General features: G+C 57.0%; 15 protein-coding genes. 7 read left to right on the top strand and 8 right to left on the bottom strand.

Going from position 1 to position 17,703, the window contains the following annotated elements:
• The first annotated feature begins 25 nt into the window (after positions 1-25).
• From PuT2_RS02810 to PuT2_RS02825, 4 genes are all read left to right on the top strand, one after another.
• Positions 26-829 carry a thiazole synthase gene (locus PuT2_RS02810; RefSeq protein WP_093969494.1) on the top strand — a complete coding sequence of 268 codons (804 nt, stop codon included), beginning with the start codon at positions 26-28 and terminating at the stop codon, positions 827-829.
• On the top strand, positions 826-1,635 hold the full coding sequence (gene thiD / locus PuT2_RS02815) for a bifunctional hydroxymethylpyrimidine kinase/phosphomethylpyrimidine kinase (RefSeq protein WP_093969495.1): 810 nt from the start codon (positions 826-828) through the stop codon (positions 1,633-1,635). The genes PuT2_RS02810 and thiD overlap by 4 nt, the downstream gene beginning before the upstream one ends.
• Before the next feature lie 70 nt (positions 1,636-1,705).
• Positions 1,706-2,386, top strand: coding sequence for a protein-L-isoaspartate O-methyltransferase (locus PuT2_RS02820; RefSeq protein WP_093969586.1), 681 nt, complete (start codon positions 1,706-1,708; stop codon positions 2,384-2,386).
• On the top strand, positions 2,387-3,724 hold the full coding sequence (locus tag PuT2_RS02825) for a TolC family outer membrane protein (RefSeq protein ID WP_093969496.1): 1,338 nt from the start codon (positions 2,387-2,389) through the stop codon (positions 3,722-3,724).
• An 18-nt stretch (positions 3,725-3,742) separates the two neighbouring features.
• On the opposite strand, the gene rfaE2 is transcribed toward PuT2_RS02825, so the two are convergent.
• The 6 genes from rfaE2 to ubiE all read right to left on the bottom strand — a co-directional run bounded on the left by rfaE2 (position 3,743) and on the right by ubiE (position 9,401).
• Positions 3,743-4,228 (bottom strand): D-glycero-beta-D-manno-heptose 1-phosphate adenylyltransferase, encoded by a 486-nt coding sequence (rfaE2, locus tag PuT2_RS02830; protein WP_093969497.1) that lies wholly within the window; start codon positions 4,226-4,228, stop codon positions 3,743-3,745.
• A gap of 16 nt (positions 4,229-4,244) precedes the next feature.
• Complete coding sequence (locus tag PuT2_RS02835) at positions 4,245-5,099, bottom strand: ferritin (RefSeq protein ID WP_093969498.1); 855 nt, start codon at positions 5,097-5,099, stop codon at positions 4,245-4,247.
• A 120-nt stretch (positions 5,100-5,219) separates the two neighbouring features.
• A complete protein-coding gene (gene ubiB, locus PuT2_RS02840) occupies positions 5,220-6,776 on the bottom strand; it encodes a ubiquinone biosynthesis regulatory protein kinase UbiB (RefSeq protein WP_093969499.1) in 1,557 nt (518 codons plus the stop codon).
• Positions 6,776-7,411: an SCP2 domain-containing protein gene (locus PuT2_RS02845; RefSeq protein ID WP_093969500.1), complete on the bottom strand. Its 636-nt coding sequence runs from the start codon at positions 7,409-7,411 to the stop codon at positions 6,776-6,778. The genes ubiB and PuT2_RS02845 overlap by 1 nt, the downstream gene beginning before the upstream one ends.
• A 166-nt stretch (positions 7,412-7,577) precedes the next feature.
• Positions 7,578-8,546 carry a Tim44 domain-containing protein gene (locus PuT2_RS02850; protein WP_093969501.1) on the bottom strand — a complete coding sequence of 323 codons (969 nt, stop codon included), beginning with the start codon at positions 8,544-8,546 and terminating at the stop codon, positions 7,578-7,580.
• 78 nt (positions 8,547-8,624) lie between these two features.
• Positions 8,625-9,401, bottom strand: coding sequence for a bifunctional demethylmenaquinone methyltransferase/2-methoxy-6-polyprenyl-1,4-benzoquinol methylase UbiE (ubiE, locus tag PuT2_RS02855; protein ID WP_093969587.1), 777 nt, complete (start codon positions 9,399-9,401; stop codon positions 8,625-8,627).
• A gap of 135 nt (positions 9,402-9,536) precedes the next feature.
• On the opposite strand from ubiE, the gene phoB reads away from it, so the two are divergent.
• Positions 9,537-10,256: a phosphate regulon transcriptional regulator PhoB gene (gene phoB, locus PuT2_RS02860; protein ID WP_093969502.1), complete on the top strand. Its 720-nt coding sequence runs from the start codon at positions 9,537-9,539 to the stop codon at positions 10,254-10,256.
• A 2-nt stretch (positions 10,257-10,258) separates the two neighbouring features.
• Positions 10,259-11,563 (top strand): phosphate regulon sensor histidine kinase PhoR, encoded by a 1,305-nt coding sequence (gene phoR / locus PuT2_RS02865; RefSeq protein WP_093969503.1) that lies wholly within the window; start codon positions 10,259-10,261, stop codon positions 11,561-11,563.
• A 20-nt stretch (positions 11,564-11,583) separates the two neighbouring features.
• Here phoR and PuT2_RS02870 read toward each other — a convergent pair whose 3' ends face one another.
• Positions 11,584-15,528: an FAD/FMN-binding oxidoreductase gene (locus PuT2_RS02870; protein WP_093969504.1), complete on the bottom strand. Its 3,945-nt coding sequence runs from the start codon at positions 15,526-15,528 to the stop codon at positions 11,584-11,586.
• A gap of 71 nt (positions 15,529-15,599) precedes the next feature.
• Positions 15,600-16,082, bottom strand: a complete 483-nt coding sequence (locus tag PuT2_RS02875) for a YqaA family protein (protein ID WP_254046917.1) — start codon at positions 16,080-16,082, stop codon at positions 15,600-15,602.
• Positions 16,083-16,174: 92 nt separating this feature from the next.
• Here PuT2_RS02875 and ilvA point away from each other — a divergent pair, with 92 nt between their 5' ends.
• On the top strand, positions 16,175-17,683 hold the full coding sequence (gene ilvA / locus PuT2_RS02880; protein WP_093969506.1) for a threonine ammonia-lyase, biosynthetic: 1,509 nt from the start codon (positions 16,175-16,177) through the stop codon (positions 17,681-17,683).
• Positions 17,684-17,703 lie beyond the last annotated feature (20 nt).

Raw genomic sequence — 17,703 nt, forward strand, 5'->3', positions numbered from 1 at the left:
CACTCAGAATCCGCATAAATCAACCATGAACTCCAACGACCTTTTCACCCTGGCTGGTAAAACCTACGCATCCCGTTTGCTGGTTGGCACCGGCAAATACAAAGATTTCCAAGAAACCCGCGAGGCCATCGACGCCAGCGGCGCCGACATTGTCACTGTGGCCATCCGTCGCACCAATATTGGCCAAAACGCCAACGAACCGAACCTGCTCGACTTCCTGCCGCCCTCGCGCTTTACCATTTTGCCCAATACGGCCGGCTGCTTTACTGCCGACGATGCCGTGCGCACCCTGCGACTGGCGCGCGAGCTGCTCGACGGGCATGCACTTGTCAAACTCGAAGTGTTAGGCAGCGCCGACAATCTCTTCCCTAATATGCCCGAAACGCTGAAAGCGGCAAAAACACTGGTCGACGACGGCTTTGACGTCATGGTTTACTGCACCGACGACCCTATTCAGTGTCGTATGCTTGAAGACATCGGCTGTGTCGCCATCATGCCACTGGCATCGCTGATTGGGTCGGGCATGGGCATTCTTAACCCCTGGAATCTGCGCCTGATCATCGACCAGGCCAGCGTCCCCGTGCTGGTAGATGCCGGTGTGGGCACCGCCTCCGACGCTGCAATTGCCATGGAACTGGGCTGCGATGGGGTCTTGATGAATACCGCCATCGCCGGGGCACAAAACCCCGTCCTCATGGCCAGCGCCATGAAAAAAGCCGTCGAAGCCGGCCGCGAGGCTTTCCTGGCCGGCCGCATGCCGCGCAAGTTTTATGCGGCCAGCCCAAGCTCGCCCACCGAAGGTTTAATTCAGTCCAAAACCAAGTCATGACCCCGAATACGCTAACCATCGCAGGCGTCGACCCCTCGGGCGGTGCCGGTATCCTTGCCGACATCAAGGCCATGAGCGCACTGGGCGCCTATGGCACAGCGGTCGTCGCCGCGCTTACCGCGCAAAACACTCAAGGGGTTACCGGCATTGCACCGGTACCGCCCGACTTTGTCGCACTACAAATCGACACCTTGTTCAGCGACGTCAGAATTGATGCCGTAAAAATCGGCATGCTGGGCCAGCAACCGGTAACACGCACCGTGGCCGAACGACTTGCGCACTGGAAGCCCGCGCACATTGTGCTTGACCCGGTCATGATCGCAAAAAGTGGCGATACCCTGCTCGAAAAGCCGGCCATCGCCGAGCTGAGGGAGAGCTTGCTGCCCCTGGCAACAGTCATGACACCTAATTTACCCGAAGCTGGGGTATTGCTCGGGACCAGCGCGGTCGAAAATCTTAAAGAAATGCGTCGCATGGCCGAACGCCTTCGCCGACTCATGAACGACAACGGCCACCGATGGGTATTCCTTAAGGGGGGCCACCTCCCCGGCAACGACACCATCGACGTGCTTTACGATGGCGATAAGCTCATCGAGCTACCGGGTCAGCGCATTGCCACGCGCAACACTCACGGCACCGGCTGCACGCTGTCTGCTGCATTGGCCGCCCTACTGCCACAAACCGACAGTTTCCCCGAAGCTGCGCAGCGTGCGAAAGACTACCTGGTGTCGGCCATCTTGCGTGCAGACGACCTTGCCGTTGGCCATGGCCACGGTCCGGTTCATCATTTCCACCAATGGTGGTAACGCGCCCCAGACGCCGCCAGCGCCCACGAATGGGTACAATACCTTTACCTTTATTTTTGCATCGAATGTTATGAACGCCACCGGTCTCTCCGACATCGAACAAGCCCGTTTCAATATGGTCGAACAACAAATTCGGCCCTGGAACGTCTTCGACAAAAAAGTGCTCCAGGCACTTTTCGACGTCCCTCGCGAGCGCTTTGTGCCGCAGGGCATGCAGGCCATGGCGTTCTCCGATGTCGAGCTGCCGCTCATCATCAATGCCATCGATTCGCACGAAACCATGCTGACCCCAAAAGTCGAGGCCCGGCTGGCGCAAGATCTCTTGCTCGAACCCACTGACTGTGTCCTCGAAATCGGTACAGGCTCGGGCTACCAGGCCGCATTGCTGGGGCGCCTGGCTCAGCAGGTCACTACCGTCGAAATCGACAGTCGTATCGCCGCCTTTGCAGCCGACCACCTGCAGCGCGAGCACGTCAACAACGTCAACGTCGAAGTGGGTGATGGCCATGCAGGCTGGGGAACCGCCGAATACGACGCGATCTTACTGACTGGCTCGGTACCCGTCATTCCCGATGCGCTCAAGTACCAACTGTGTGTGGGCGGCCGTATGGTGGTTGTCGTGGGCAATCAGCCCGTCATGACGGCCTACCGCATTACCCGTACCAGTGCCGCCAGCTTCGAGACACAGTCGCTGTTCGATACCGTCATTAAGCCGCTGCGTGGCACGGCGCAACCTCAGTTCAAATTCTGAATGCGCGGGCGTCGGTGGCATCTCGTTGCAAGCGCCACACTGGCGCTGTGGGTCGGTTCGGCATCGGCCCAAACACAGAACCTGCTCGATATCTGGAGTAAAGCGCTTGAGCGCGACCCGGTATTTGCATCGGCCAAAGCCAACCGCAACGCCATCCTCGAGAAAGTCCCTCAGGCACGCGCCCAACTTCTGCCGTTTTTAACCGGCAGCACGGGTGCCGAACTCGACGATGTACGCCGCACAAATTTCGATCGCGACCGCACCGAAAAAAGAGGCACCTGGGCCGTCACCCTAACGCAGCCTATCATCGACATCGCTGCCTGGGAACAACTCAAGCAGTCGCAGCTTGAAGCCGAATCGGCCGACCTGGCCGTGCAACAAGCCTGGCAAGACCTGTTATTGCGCGTTGCCCAGGCCTATTTCGGGGTACTGGCCGCGCAAGACACTCTGGTCACACTCGATGCGCAGAAGCGGGCCATTACCAATCAACTTGAAGCTGCAAAAAAAGGGTTTGAACTAGGCAGCGCCACCATCGCCGACACCTACGAGGCGCAAGCCCGACTCGACCTGATCAACGCCAGCGAAATCGAAGCCCGAAACACGCTGCAGGTCAGTCAAGACCAGCTTCAAAAAATTATCAACGAACGGCCACAAGATTTGGCCGGGTTGTCAGGCAATATCAGCCTGCCACCGCCACAACCCGCACGCATTACCGACTGGACATCGCAAGCCGGGCAAGCCAGCCTGGAAGTTGCACGGGCGTTGCTGTCTACCCGCATTGCCGAAAAACAAATCAACATTGCGAAAAGCGGTCATTACCCAACACTCGACTTTTACGCGCAATCGGGCAGCACCTCCGATCGCGGCATCTATGGCCCGCAAGCGGGCCCACGGTCAGTCGACAGTACGGTAGGGGTTCAATTGTCTATCCCTATTTTTGCGGGTGGGGGCATTTCTTCGCGCGTACGCGAACAAACATCAGTGCTGCAACGCACCCGCTACGACCTCGAGTCTACTCGTCGCCAGGCGGTACAACTCACACAACAGTATTTTTCGGGTGTCGTATCAGGTCTGGCTCAGGTCAACGCGCTGCAAGCCGCCGAGAAATCAAGCAAAGCCTCGCTCGATGCCAACCAGACCGGCTACGAGGTGGGCGTGCGCGTTAATATCGACGTCTTGAATGCGCAGCAACAACTGTATGAAACTCAACGGGCCCTGGCCAATGCGCGGTACAACACACTGCTTAACGGGCTACGCCTGAAAGCCGTTGCCGGCACCCTGACCGAAGACGACCTGCGCGGTGTCAACGCCCTACTGGCAAGCCAGAATAATAAATAAGCCGGCGGCGGCAGCCGGCTATGATTGCCTGACTTTTTTCAGCAACGATGTCGTCGAGCGATTAAACCGAAACGGGATAGCTACGGCATCGCCCCCCCACTGCCTGACCGCAGCGGTTTCAGGCAGCGCCTCCATGTTGTAATCGCCCCCTTTTACAATCAGGTCAGGCTTTAAAGCTTCGATTAGCGCCTGAGGCGTATCTTCGTCAAAAACCGTCACAGCACTCACACACTCGAGGGCAGCCAGCAGGGCCAGGCGATCGTCTTGTGTATTGATGGGCCGATCGTCGCCCTTGCCCAGGCGTTTGACCGAGGCATCGGTATTAACAGCAACAATAAGGCTGGCGCCAAGTTGCGCAGCCTCGTCAAGATAGCTGACATGCCCACGGTGCAAAATATCGAACACCCCATTAGTGAACACCAAGGGCCGCGGAAAGCGCCCCTCGCTCACCGCAGCCTCGCACTCAGCGCGCGAGAGGATTTTTTTTTCGAAACGAACGCCCATAACGCAGCTACCGGCCTTAAACAGCTGGCGACGTTTCGCGCGTAAGGCTCTTTCGGTACCGATTGAGGTCTTGTACGGTTTTGAAGCTGCTGTCGAGCAGCAGCGACAGGTTGTGCAAAATACGTGAGCTGACCTTGCCTTCCCAGTCTTTATCGAAATGGATTTGCTGATCAAGCCAATTTTCAAGCCAACCGGGCGAAGGCAGCTTGGATTGCACGGTGTCGTCGGGGAACATGTTTTTATTGACGTGCAAATTGGTAGGATGAAGTGCCTGCGGCGTACGATGCGCCGAGGCCATGAGCACGCCAATTTTAGAAAACGCCATACGGGCCTGCTGACCGATGAGGTCGCCGCGCTGGGCCAACGCACGCTTCATGTAGCGCAAATAGGCGCCCGCATGACGAGCTTCATCGTGCGCGATGGTTTGATAAATCGCCTTGATAACGGGCTCGGTGTGCCATTCGGCAGCCCGACGGTACCAGTGATTAAGGCGAATCTCGCCACAAAAATGCAGCATCAGGGTTTCGAGCGCTGGTGCCGGGTCGAACTCGAAGCGCACCTTGTGCAACTCTTCTTCGGTAGGCACCAGTTCGGGACGGAAACGACGCAAGTACTCGATCAAAACCAGCGAATGCTTTTGCTCTTCGAAAAACCAGACTGACATGAAAGCCGAAAAGTCGCTGTCGTCTTGATTGTCTCGAAGAAACATTTCAGTTGCCGGCAACGCCGCCCACTCGGTGATGGCATTCATCTTGATCGTGTAGGCCTGCTCATCGGAGAGTTTGCTGCCATCAAAATCATCCCATGGAATATCAGTCGCCATATTCCAGCGTACTGCCTCCATTGATTTGAACAATTCAGGGTAAAGCATATTAAATCTCTCTTTAAACGACACTTGACGAACAAAAAACCGCATAAACAATAAACATACTACGCGAAGAACATCGCAATAATATGTCAGCGGCCTGACGGACTAACAAGAACACAAATTTCAGCGACCGGCTATGACCCAGATCGCGACACCAATCGCAACTGCAACAACGGCTGCAAACACCATGACCAAACGGTTATTAAACTCTTGTGCCTTGCGCAAACGGTGCAGCTCTTGCTGCATGCCTGGCAAGGCATCGGGACGCGACAAACTGGCGTGCACCAAGCGCGGCAACTGGGGGAGCATCTGCGCCCATTGCCCGGCTTCCTGGTCAAGGCGCTTCTTCAAGCCCTTAAGACCTATCCGCTCATGCATCCAATTTTCTAGATACGGCTTGGCAGTTTTCCATAAATCCAGGTCTGGATCGAGGTCGCGCCCCATACCCTCGACATTAAGTAGCGTTTTTTGCAACAACACCAGTTGAGGCTGAATCTCTACATTAAAACGACGCGACGTCTGAAACAAACGCAACAGCACCTGACCCAATGATATTTGCGCCAAAGGCCGATCGAAATAGGGCTCGCACACCGCGCGCACAGCGCCTTCAAGGGCCTCTTCGCGCGTAGAGGGCGGCACCCACCCAGATTCGATATGAAGCTGAGCCACCCGGCGGTAATCTCGGCGGAAAAAAGCCAGAAAATTCTGTGCCAGGTAATTTTTGTCATGTTCGGACAACGACCCCACAATGCCGAAGTCCAGAGCGATATAGCGCCCCAAAGTTTCGGGCGCATCGGACACGTAAATATTACCCGGATGCATGTCGGCATGGAAGAACCCATCGGTAAAGACCTGGGTAAAGAAAATTTCGACCCCCGTGCGCGCAAGGTCTTTAATATTGACACCCGCGTCTTGCAGACGTTCAATCTGGCTTACCGGTATGCCCCGCATGCGCTCCATGGTGAACACTGTGGTCGTGGTGTATTCCCATATTACCTCGGGCACCATCAGCAAATTTTGCCGACCGGTTTCTGGGCCAAAGTTCCGGCGCAACTGACTGCAATTTGCAGCCTCGCGCACCAAGTCAAGCTCGTCGTGCAGGTAAATATCAAACTCGGCCACAACCTCGCGCGGCTTCAGGCGACGGCTGTCGGGCACCAGCTTTTCAATGACGCCGGCCAGAATACGCATCAGGGCCAGATCTTTTTCAATGATCGACAGCATGCCGGGCCGCAGCACCTTGACGGCTACATCACGCCCGTCGTGCAAGATTGCAAAGTGCACTTGCGCTATAGACGCCGACGCCACCGGATCTTTGTCGAAATGGCGAAACAGCGTCGAGGGCGGCGCCCCCAAGGCGGCCTCGACACACTGGGCGGCCTTGTCAGACGGAAACGGGGGTACACGGTCTTGCAACTTGGCCAGTTCAAGGGCCAGGTCGGGCGGAATCAGGTCGCGACGCGTTGACAACACTTGCCCGAACTTTACAAATATGGGTCCTAAAGACTCAAGCGCTAACCGCAACCTGACACCGCGATCGTCGCGTGGCGGGCGACCAAAACGAACAATACGCAGCAACGAATACGCCACGGGATGCTTAATGCTGGACAGCACCAGTTCGTCGAGCCGATAACGCAAGGCAATAAATACAATGCCGATCAATCGGAAAAACGTCAGCATCAGCGCCCCCTGCCCCATGCGTTGCGCCGCTCTAGCTGCTCCACACGGCGATCTAATTGATCAAGCTGTTGCAGCAACTGAGCCGTGCGTTCTTGATGAACCGGCAGATGGGCTTTCGCCATAAGTGTTGGGGACTCTTCGGTAAGATATTCGGCGACATTGCCTGCTAAGCGTTGGCCGGCCGCCGCAAAGCTGCGCGAAACGGCACGGGCTCCCGCCATAATACGTGTTGCCGGAATATCACCGACCACGCGCGCCAGGTCATCTTCGACATCCCATCGCAAGTGACGCGCCAGATCAGCCACCACATTGGCCAGCCCGGCATCGCCTTGGATATGCAAGGCATCAACAATTTGCTCTGGGTCTTGATGACGAATAACGTCGAACAAACGACCGGTTTGCTTCTCGGGCAGTGTCAGGGTGACATCGGGCACGACGGCAGCATCGGCCGATTGCAATGTGCCTTGACTACCAATCACCAGCGACACTTCGGCACGCCCAATAATAAACCTGACGGTTTTACCGGCATGACGTGATAACCGTTCGGCCGCCCAGGGCTCGCGGCGTAGCAGCCGGTTAAAGGCGCTGATGCCTGCCGAGGCAACAAAAGGTGGCGGTGGAAAAAAAGGCAGCATGAATCACCACGCGCGGGCCGCGCGCACTATGACAGGTAAAATGACAGGCCCAAGTTTAACGGTTTTAGCCGCACAACGGTCTACAGACAAAGGGCCGGTGGCCGCACACAAGTGCGACACCGGCCCAAACCACGCCTAGGGGGAAAGGCGCGGACTCACGGGGACTTTAATTTCCCTCGACAGGAATTTGCTGAATACCAGCCAACAACCAGCCCTGACCATCAGCCTTGTACAGATTCCAGACCTCTTCGAAGCGGAAGGCTTCTGCACCGGGCGCTTCGCGCAGCATGCCCGAGTATCGAACACTGGCCAGATGACCACCGCTGACGGTTTCAATGCCTAAAAGCTCGGCGGTAAGCAACACGATTTCGGTGTGCTCGGCCTTGCCGCCTCGGGCTTCTATTTGAGGCTTGATTTCGGCGATCAGATCGTCGGTGACGTAGTCGGACAACTGAGATACGTCGCCGCTGTCCCAGATGCGCTGAATTTGCGCAAACTGCTTCTTGGCGTTGGCCAGGAAAGCAGCCGTGTCGAAGTCGCCGGGGATGAACCAAGACTCATCAACAGGCGAGGGAGCCGGGGCGGCGTCGGCGGCAACTGATGTACCAGAAGTAGCGGCCGATTGTGCGGGGGCACCCGAAGCAGGTTGCCAGACCTCGGCACTACGCTGCATGCCACCGGCACCCGCTGCCTGAGTTGCCGTACGTGCCGCGCCACCGCGCAGACGACGAACAATAAACAGTACGGCGAAGACCAGCAGCCCGATAAGCAAGAGGCTGGACATCATTTCGAGGAAGGCACCAGACAGGCCCATGTGCGACAACAGGGCAGCAATACCCAGACCTGCGGCTATGCCTGCGATGGGCCCCAGAAAGCGGGACATGCCGGTTTTGGCCGCTGTGCCGGCGGCGGCAGCGCCTGCCGCGGGCGCGGCCGACGTCGCGCTGCGCTGCGTTGTGGTTGCCGCAGGCGGGGTTGTCGCCTGGCGCTGCTGGGTAACATTACTGGACTGACGGCCAAAACTTGAGCCACCGCCCATGCGGCGCGCTTCGGCGTCGAAAGAGACAGCCACCATACCGACAGTGGAAACTGCCAGTAGTGCTACAGCCAGAAAACGGGAGATGCGTCGAGACATGTGTTGGCTCCGAACCAAAAAAGGCAAAAAACTTGTGAATACACAAGAATCTTACTGGAACCTGAATAATATCTCAAGTTAACCCAAATTGACACCTTCGTGCAGTGCGACGAGGCCTGCCGTAAGGTTGAAATAACGCACGCGATCAAGGCCTGCCTCTTTCATCATGGCGGCCAGGGTGTCCTGATCGGGATGCATGCGAATAGATTCGGCCAAATAACGATAACTTTCTTCGTCGCCCGCTACCTTCTTGCCCAGCCACGGCAAGATATTAAAGGAATACCAGTCGTAAACCGGGGCCAGAGGTTTGGCCACATGCGAAAATTCGAGCACCAGCAATTTGCCACCCGGCTTGAGCACACGTCGCATTTCGGACAAGGCAATGTCTTTATGCGTCATGTTGCGCAACCCAAAAGCAACACTGACACGATCAAAGTAATGGTCGGGGAACGGCAGCTTTTCGGCATCGCAAACAGCCGTGGGCACCACGAGACCTTTGTCGATCAGGCGATCACGGCCCACCCGCAACATGGAGTCATTGATATCGGTAAGCCATACCTGCCCACTGGGCCCTGCCTTGCGCGCAAACGCCTTGGCCAGGTCGCCAGTGCCACCCGCAATATCAAGCACTTTCATGCCGGGGCGAACATCAGCGCGCGCAATGGTAAACGCCTTCCAGGCGCGATGCAGGCCTGCCGACATCAGATCATTCATCAGGTCGTAGCGCTGCGCCACCGAATGAAAAACCTCGGCCACCTTGGCGGCTTTTTCGGCCTCGGCAACGGTTTTATACCCAAAATGTGTGGTTGGCCCGGCGTTTGGTTCGCCCTGCCCCGAAGAGGATGTATTTTGCATAGCGCGTATGGTATCCCAAGTATGGCGGGTTTGCGGCTGTCGAACCGCGCCTGACCCGAACATGACAGTTTTCACAAACCTGAAACATTCAAGCCATAATATTGAAGCTTCTTCGGTTATTTTATCCTGCACACCATGAGCACAACCATACTGGTCATTGAAGACGAACCCGCGATCCAGGAGCTGATTTCAGTCAACCTGTCATTTGCAGGACACAAAGTACTGCGGGCCTTCGACGCCGAACAGGCGCAAACTCTGATCCGCGCCGAACTTCCCGACCTAATCCTGCTTGACTGGATGCTGCCCGGCGCATCGGGCATTACGCTGGCAAAGAAACTGCGCGCCGACGAGCGTACCCGCCAAGTGCCCGTCATTATGCTGACAGCCAAGGGTGCCGAAAGCGACAAGATAGAAGGCCTTGAGGCCGGCGCCGATGACTACATCACCAAACCGTTTTCGCCCAAAGAGCTCATGGCGCGCATCAAGGCCGTACTGCGCCGCCGCGCGCCGCAGCTCACCGACGACCTCATTCAAATTGGCACGTTAAAACTCGACCCGGCCACGCACCGCGTGACAGGCAACGGGCTGTCACTGACAGTCGGCCCCACCGAGTTCCGTCTGCTGCACTTTTTCATGACCCACACCGAACGTGTGTTTTCGCGCGCACAGCTGCTCGACCAGGTGTGGGGCGACCACGTTTTTGTCGAAGAGCGCACAGTAGACGTACATATCCGGCGCCTGCGCAAAGCGCTTGAGCCCAGCGCGCACGAAAATCACATTGAAACCGTACGCGGTGCAGGGTACCGCTTTGCCGTGCAACTGCCGCAAGCGCCGAACAAACCAGCCGGCACCTGATCATGCCCAAGACCCTCGCCTATATTGCCCTCTGGATGATGCTTGCCATGGCGGTAGGCTACTGGACAACGCCCACCGCGGGGTGGGTCTTGCTGACAGCCGGGCTATCGCTCATGGTTCTGGCCAGCGGACGGCAATTAACGCAAATTCGTAAATGGGTCACCGACTTCTCGGCGTCGCCCCCCGCCTCTGTCGGCCCCTGGGACGAAATCATTGCCCCGATATATCGCGAAATTCGCCGAAATAGCGCGCATATCAAAGAGCTTGACCAGCACATCGACAACATTATGCTGGCGGCGGAGGCCTTGCCCGACGGCGCCATTACCCTTGATGCAGACATGATGGTGACGTGGTGCAATAAAACCGCGTGCACTCACACTGGGCTGGATCTTCAAAAAGACCGCAACTACAGTATTTTCAATATCTTGCGATCGCCCGAATTCAACAAGTACGCGCGGCAATCTACGTGGCCCGAACCCATGCTGCTGCATCACACGGCACACGATCACGTCGAACGAGCCTTACAGCTGCAGCTTACTCGTTATGGCGCCGACCAATACCTGGTTGTCACACGCGACGTCACGCAAGTAGAAAAACTCGAAACCACGCGCAAAGACTTTGTGGCCAATGTGTCCCACGAACTGCGCACCCCGTTGACCGTTCTGTCCGGGTTTCTGGAAACGCTGCACGATATCCCGCGCGAAGAAATTTCAGACGAGCAACGCAAACACTATCTTGACCTGATGATGCAACAGGCCAGCCGCATGCAAGCCATTGTGGCCGACTTGCTGACGCTATCTACACTGGAGTCGTCGCCCACCCAGGCCGGCGAACCGGTTCATATGAAAGAAGTGATCGACCGGGCGCTGGAACAAGCCAAATTGCTGTCGGCCGGACAGCATGTGTTTGTAGAAAACATTGCCGACGACCTGTATATAAAAGGCATTGAAACCGAGCTGGCGTCGGCAGTCAGCAACCTGCTGACCAATGCCATCAGATACACGCCCAAAGACGGCACCATTACCACCAGTTGGTACTTGACCGAATCTGGGCTGGCTTGCTACTCGGTGCAAGACACGGGCATAGGCATTGCGGCGCAAGATATCCCGCGCCTGACCGAACGTTTTTACCGCGTGGACCGCGGGCGCTCACGCGCTACCGGCGGCACCGGCCTTGGCCTGGCCATCACAAAGCATGTCGCCATGCGCCACAACGCCGAATTGCACATACAAAGCCGTATCGGCGCAGGCAGCATATTTTCGCTGGAATTTCCGGCGTCACGCGTGATGACGCCGCCCAGCCCATAAGCCCGGAGCGCGGTAACCTTTTAAACCAGCACCCGCTCGATTCCGCCTGCGTTAGCCGACTTCACGTAGTCTTCCATCCAAGACTCGCCCAAGACATGGCGCGCCATCTCAACAACGATATAGTCTGCCTGCATGCCAGTATCGCCCTCGTACCGCGATAAGCCCTGCAAACACGACGGGCACGAGGTAAGGATCTTGACCTGGCCATCGTAACCATCAGCCCGAACCTGGGCTGTGTTCTTGAGCAGTTCTTCTTGCTTGCGGAAACGCACTTGCGTTGAGACGTCGGGGCGGCTGACGGCCAACGTACCCGACTCGCCACAGCAGCGGTCTGTTTTGACAGCGCTATCCCCCACCAGCGCCTTGACCGTTTTCATGGGGTCTTGCAGCTTCATGGGGGTATGGCAAGGGTCGTGGTACATGTAGCGGCTACCCGTCACGCCCTCAAGCTTCATACTCTTTTCAAGCAGATACTCGTGGATGTCGATGAGACGGCAACCCGGGAAGATTTTCTCAAACTCGTAACCGGCCAACTGGTCGTAACAGGTGCCGCAACTGACCACGACGGTTTTGATGTCGAGGTAATTTAGGGTGTTAGCTACCCGATGGAACAACACCCGGTTGTCGGTGATGATTTTTTCGGCCTTGTCGGTCATGCCATTGCCGCGCTGCGGGTAGCCACAACACAAATAGCCCGGAGGCAATACCGTTTGCACCCCGGCATGCCACAACATGGCCTGCGTCGCCAACCCGACCTGGGAGAACAACCGTTCAGACCCGCAACCCGGGAAATAAAAGACGGCCTCGGTGTCGGCCGTGGTTGAAGACGGGTTACGGATAATAGGCACGTAATTGGCGTCTTCGATGTCGAGCAATTTGCGCGCGGTTTGCTTGGGCAAGCCCCCCGGCATTTTTTTATTGATGAAATGCACGACCTGTTCGCGGATAGGCGCCTTGCCAATGGTGGCAGGAGGCTGCTCGACCTGCTTGCGCGCAGGCGCCGCCAACAAATCATGGGCAAACCTTTGTGCCTTGTAGCCCAGGTCGACCATAGCCGTGCGCGTGGCCTTGATGACACGCGGATCTTTCGCATTAAGAAAGAACATGGCGGCCGTCGTACCGGGATTAAAAGACTTTTTGCCCATGCGGCGCAACAAAGCGCGCATTTCCATGGAGACATCGCCAAAGTCGATATCGACCGGACAGGGGTTGTAGCACTTGTGGCACACCGTGCAGTGATCGGCCACATCTTCAAATTCGGACCAGTGATGCAAACTAATGCCGCGTCGGGTTTGCTCTTCGTACAAGAAGGCCTCGATCAGCAAAGACGTTGCCAGAATTTTATTGCGCGGCGAATACAGCAAGTTGGCGCGCGGGACATGTGTTGAGCAAACAGGCTTACACTTGCCGCAACGCAGGCAATCTTTGATCGCAGTGGAAATAGCGCCGATTTCGCTTTGCTGCATAATGAGCGACTCGTGCCCCAGCAAGTTGAAACTAGGCGTCCAGGCATGACGCAAATCGGCCCCAGGCATTAACTTGCCGGCGTTGAACCGACCCTGCGGGTCGATACGACGCTTGTAGTCCTGGAACGGTTGCAGCTCTTCTTGAGTCAAAAATTCGAACTTGGTCAGGCCAATGCCGTGCTCGCCTGAAATCACGCCATCGAGGTCCCGGGCGATTTGCATGATACGGGCCACGGCCTCGTTGGCCTCGCCCAGCATCTCGTAGTTATCTGAGTTGACGGGGATATTGGTGTGCACGTTGCCATCGCCAGCGTGCATGTGCAACGCTACGAAAACCCGGCCTTTAAGCACCCGGTCGTGGATGGCCTGAATTTCGGCCAAAACCGCCGCACAAGCGGCGCCCGCAAAATAGCGCTCCATCAGGGCACGGACTTCGGTCTTCCAGGAGATACGAATGGTATGGTCCTGGATCACGTCGAAAACACGTACACCCGGCTGCTGCGCAACGCGCTCGGTCAGCCCTTGTTCGGCATCGGCCATACCGATAGACGGCAGCACCGCAAGCGCCTGATCCAACGGCATGTCGAGATTTTCAAGAAGCCATGTCCAGCGCATACGGACATCTCGCAGGGTATCGAGCGCGTCTTGCGTGCGGTCGTGAAGGATTTCGGCACGGGTTTGCTCGGCGTCATCGGCGTCTTCAGATTTGCCTACCGGCAAATCGCCGCTACCCAAAAAGACCTCAAGCGCGTCGAGCAGACGCAACTTGTTGCGAGTCGACAGTTCGATGTTGATCCGTTCGATGGCGTCGGTGTACTCGCCCATACGGTTCAACGGAATCACGACGTCTTCGTTGATTTTAAACGCGTTGGTATGACGCGCGATGGCGGCGGTACGTGCGCGATCGAGCCAGAACTTTTTGCGGGCTTCGGCACTTACGGCAACAAACCCTTCGCCATGACGGGTATTGGACAAGCGCACGACTTCGCTGGCGGCCAGCGCAACAGCGTCGGCATCGTCGCCGACAATATCGCCAATGAGCACCATTTTGGGCAGCCCGCCGCGTTTGCTTTTTGTGGCGTAACCCACCGCACGCAAGTAACGTTCGTCGAGGTGTTCGAGCCCAGCCAGAATGGCGCCTTTTTCGCGCCCGGTGCTATCGAGATAATCTTTAATTTCGACAATCGACGGGATTGCATCGCGCGCCTGCCCAAAAAATTCGAGACAAACCGTTCGGGTATGCGCCGGCATGCGGTGCAATACCCATCGCGCGGACGTAATCAAGCCATCGCAACCTTCTTTCTGGATACCCGGCAAGCCAGCCAGGAATTTATCGGTCACATCTTTACCCAAACCCGCTTTGCGGAACCTGCGCCCCTCGATTACCAAGGTTTCGGTGCGCAGCAAACGCTCGCCGGGTGCGGCAGTGCCGTCAAACCACTTGACCTCGAATGTCGCCTCGGCAACATCGTGAATTTTGCCCATATTGTGGCCAATACGGGTCACCTCGAGCCAGTTGCCATCGGGATCGACCATGCGCCACCACGCAAGATTGTCGAGGGCAGTACCCCACAGCACAGCTTTCTTGCCACCAGCATTCATGGCCACGTTGCCGCCAACACACGAGGCTTCGGCCGAGGTAGGGTCGACGGCGAACACAAAGCCTGCTGCTTCGGCCGCCTCGGTAACCCGCTTTGTCACCACCCCTGCGCCCGACCACACCGTAGCCACAGGTTGATCGACGCCGGGCAGCGTTGTGGTTTCAACCGCCCCTAATTGATCGAGCTTTTCGGTGTTAATGACGACTGAGCGCCAGGTAAGCGGAATTGCGCCACCGGTATAGCCGGTACCACCGCCTCGCGGAATTATCGTGAGCTCGAGCTCGATACAGGCGCGCACCAAGGCTGCCATTTCGCGCTCGGTGTCGGGGGTCAGGACAACAAAGGGATATTCGACACGCCAGTCGGTAGCGTCGGTGACATGCGATACCCGCGACAAACCGTCGAACTTAATGTTGTCTTTGGCCGTTACCTTGGCCAAACGGCGCTGTACTTTTTTGCGCAGCTCACGGGTATGCTCGAACTCGTATTCGAATGCACTGACCGCGCCGCGTGCCGCTTGCAGCAGCAAAACAACCTTGTTATCTCGGTCGGGGTCACTAGGGTCACGACGTCGATCAATTTCGGACAGCCGGTGTTGCAAGGCCTCGATCAGCATGGCCAGGCGCTTCGGGTTTTCGAGAAGATCGTCTTGCAGATAAGGATTTCGACGCACCACCCAGATATCGCCCAGCACCTCGAAGAGCATGCGGGCCGAACGCCCTGTACGCCGTTCGGTACGCAGATCGGACAGCCAGTGCCAGGCTTCCTCGCCCAACAACCGGGACACAATCTCGCGATCGGAGAACGATGTGTAGTTGTAGGGGATTTCACGCAAACGCGGCACGTCTGGCGAAGGCGATTTAGAGGCAAGCAACTGACTGGCTAGAGGGGCGTTCATGAAGTCGCATTCAAAAGGAGGACATGGTTAACCCTCAGTTTACTTCATCAGTCAAGCCGACGACGAGACCATCACTGCCCAAAAAACCATGAAACCGAGAGGGCTAAAGCCATGTAACGCAAGCACTTGCCCACAGCAATGTAAAAAACCGATGTCCAGAAAGGCAGCTTCAACCAGCCAGCCACGGCGCATAGCGGGTCACCGATAACGGGTAACCACGACAACAAGAGCACCGGGGTGCCCCAACGTTGCGTCCAGGTTTGGGCCCTCAGCGCCCAAGGGCCAGCCCGTGACGGGTCGGCATAATGCTCGTACACGGCTTCCGCCCCCCTGCCCATGCCATAGGTAATCACGCCCCCCAGCGTATTGCCCAGCGTTGCGACGGCAACCGCTGCCCACAACATATCGGGGGCAACGTTCAAATACGCCAGTAAAACGGCCTCTGACCCCATAGGTAACAGCGTCGCCGAAACCAGGCTGGCCAGAAAAATGGCCGTCAACCCGGCCTGCGGCAGCGCCAGGGTCCGAAAAAGCCCGTCAAACAAGTCCATCATTGCAATTTCCATGGCGTGCAGTGTAGCGTCAAGCCGCCATTTCGCTGTGGTAATCTAGTTCTTTACGTGCACCCTTTGCGCCCCAACCCATCATGTCCACCGACTACCTCAAACGCATCCTTACCTCAAAAGTCTACGACGTCGCCATCGAATCCCCGCTCGAATTTGCACCGCAAATTTCTGCACGTACCAACAACAACTTTTATCTCAAGCGCGAAGACACACAAGCCGTCTTCAGCTTCAAGCTGCGTGGCGCCTATAACAAAATGGCCAACCTCAGCCAGGCCGAACTCAAACGAGGGGTCATTGCCGCCTCAGCCGGCAACCACGCCCAAGGCGTTGCCCTATCGGCGCGCAAACTGGGCTGCCGGGCAGTCATCGTCATGCCCACCACTACCCCAAAGGTCAAGGTCAACGCCGTGCAAGCCCTGGGCGGCGAAACGGTTTTGGTCGGCAACAGTTATTCCGACGCCTACCTGCACGCCAAAGAGCTCGAGAAAAAAGAAAAACTCACTTTCGTGCACCCCTTTGATGACCCCGACGTCATTGCCGGGCAGGGCACCATTGGCATGGAAATCCTGCGCCAGCACCCCGGCCCGATCGATGCCATTTTCGCCGCTATCGGCGGAGGTGGGCTGATTGCCGGCGTCGCCAGCTACATCAAGCAACTGCGCCCCGACATCAAAATCATCGGGGTGCAAACCGAAGACTCCAACGCCATGATCCGCAGCGTCAAGGCGGGCCGCCGCATCGAACTGAACGACGTGGGTCTGTTTTCCGACGGTACGGCCGTTAAACAAGTCGGCCTCGAAACATTCCGGCTCACTCGCGAATACGTCGACGACTTCATTACGGTCGATACCGACGCCATCTGCGGCGCGATCAAAGACGTTTTCCAAGACACACGCAGCGTGCTTGAACCCTCGGGCGCACTGGCCATCGCCGGCGCCAAACGCTATGCCGCACTACACAAGCTGAAAAATAAAAATCTGGTGGCCATTGCCAGCGGCGCCAACATGAACTTCGACCGGCTACGCTTTGTAGCCGACCGGGCCGATGTGGGCGAAGCCCGCGAAGCGCTGTTTGCGCTCACAATCCCCGAACAACGCGGCAGCTTTCTTAAACTGTGCGAAACCATCGGCTCACGCAGTGTCACCGAGTTCAATTACCGTATTTCCGACGCGTCCAGTGCACACGTATTTGTCGGCGTGCAAATTAGCGCCGCCACCGAGCCCGAGAAAATCGCCGCCACGCTACGCAAAAAAGGCTTCGAAACCCTCGATCTGACGCACAACGAAATGGCCAAGACGCACTTGCGTTTCATGGTGGGAGGCCGCTCGTCGCTGGCCGAACACGAAATGCTGTTCCGCTTCGAGTTCCCCGAACGGCCTGGCGCCCTGATGAAATTTTTAAGCACCATGAGCCCCGACTGGAACATCAGCTTATTCCACTATCGCAATCAAGGCGACGACTATGGCCGTATTTTGGTTGGCTTGCAGGTCCCCCCATCCGACAAAAAAGACTTCAAGGCCTTTTTAGACGGCTTGGGCTACCCCTACTGGAATGAAACCGAAAACCCGGCTTACCGGCTATTTCTGTAGGCCGATCATCACGCCGTACG

The organism is Pusillimonas sp. T2 (assembly GCF_002236805.1).
Taxonomy (GTDB): Bacteria; Pseudomonadota; Gammaproteobacteria; order Burkholderiales; family Burkholderiaceae_B; genus Neopusillimonas.

Excerpts from the sequence above, each read along its gene's own strand:
- ubiE (WP_093969587.1), bottom strand. The coding sequence starts at position 9,401 with ATGCAAAATACATCCTCTTCGGGGCAGGGCGAACCAAACGCCGGGCCA.
- phoB (WP_093969502.1), top strand. The coding sequence starts at position 9,537 with ATGAGCACAACCATACTGGTCATTGAAGACGAACCCGCGATCCAGGAG.
- PuT2_RS02870 (WP_093969504.1), bottom strand. The coding sequence starts at position 15,528 with ATGAACGCCCCTCTAGCCAGTCAGTTGCTTGCCTCTAAATCGCCTTCG.
- rfaE2 (WP_093969497.1), bottom strand. The coding sequence starts at position 4,228 with ATGGGCGTTCGTTTCGAAAAAAAAATCCTCTCGCGCGCTGAGTGCGAG.
- PuT2_RS02835 (WP_093969498.1), bottom strand. The coding sequence starts at position 5,099 with ATGCTTTACCCTGAATTGTTCAAATCAATGGAGGCAGTACGCTGGAAT.
- PuT2_RS02875 (WP_254046917.1), bottom strand. The coding sequence starts at position 16,082 with ATGATGGACTTGTTTGACGGGCTTTTTCGGACCCTGGCGCTGCCGCAG.
- PuT2_RS02810 (WP_093969494.1), top strand. The coding sequence starts at position 26 with ATGAACTCCAACGACCTTTTCACCCTGGCTGGTAAAACCTACGCATCC.
- PuT2_RS02820 (WP_093969586.1), top strand. The coding sequence starts at position 1,706 with ATGAACGCCACCGGTCTCTCCGACATCGAACAAGCCCGTTTCAATATG.
- PuT2_RS02825 (WP_093969496.1), top strand. The coding sequence starts at position 2,387 with ATGCGCGGGCGTCGGTGGCATCTCGTTGCAAGCGCCACACTGGCGCTG.
- ubiB (WP_093969499.1), bottom strand. The coding sequence starts at position 6,776 with ATGCTGACGTTTTTCCGATTGATCGGCATTGTATTTATTGCCTTGCGT.
- PuT2_RS02850 (WP_093969501.1), bottom strand. The coding sequence starts at position 8,546 with ATGTCTCGACGCATCTCCCGTTTTCTGGCTGTAGCACTACTGGCAGTT.
- PuT2_RS02845 (WP_093969500.1), bottom strand. The coding sequence starts at position 7,411 with ATGCTGCCTTTTTTTCCACCGCCACCTTTTGTTGCCTCGGCAGGCATC.
- thiD (WP_093969495.1), top strand. The coding sequence starts at position 826 with ATGACCCCGAATACGCTAACCATCGCAGGCGTCGACCCCTCGGGCGGT.
- ilvA (WP_093969506.1), top strand. The coding sequence starts at position 16,175 with ATGTCCACCGACTACCTCAAACGCATCCTTACCTCAAAAGTCTACGAC.
- phoR (WP_093969503.1), top strand. The coding sequence starts at position 10,259 with ATGCCCAAGACCCTCGCCTATATTGCCCTCTGGATGATGCTTGCCATG.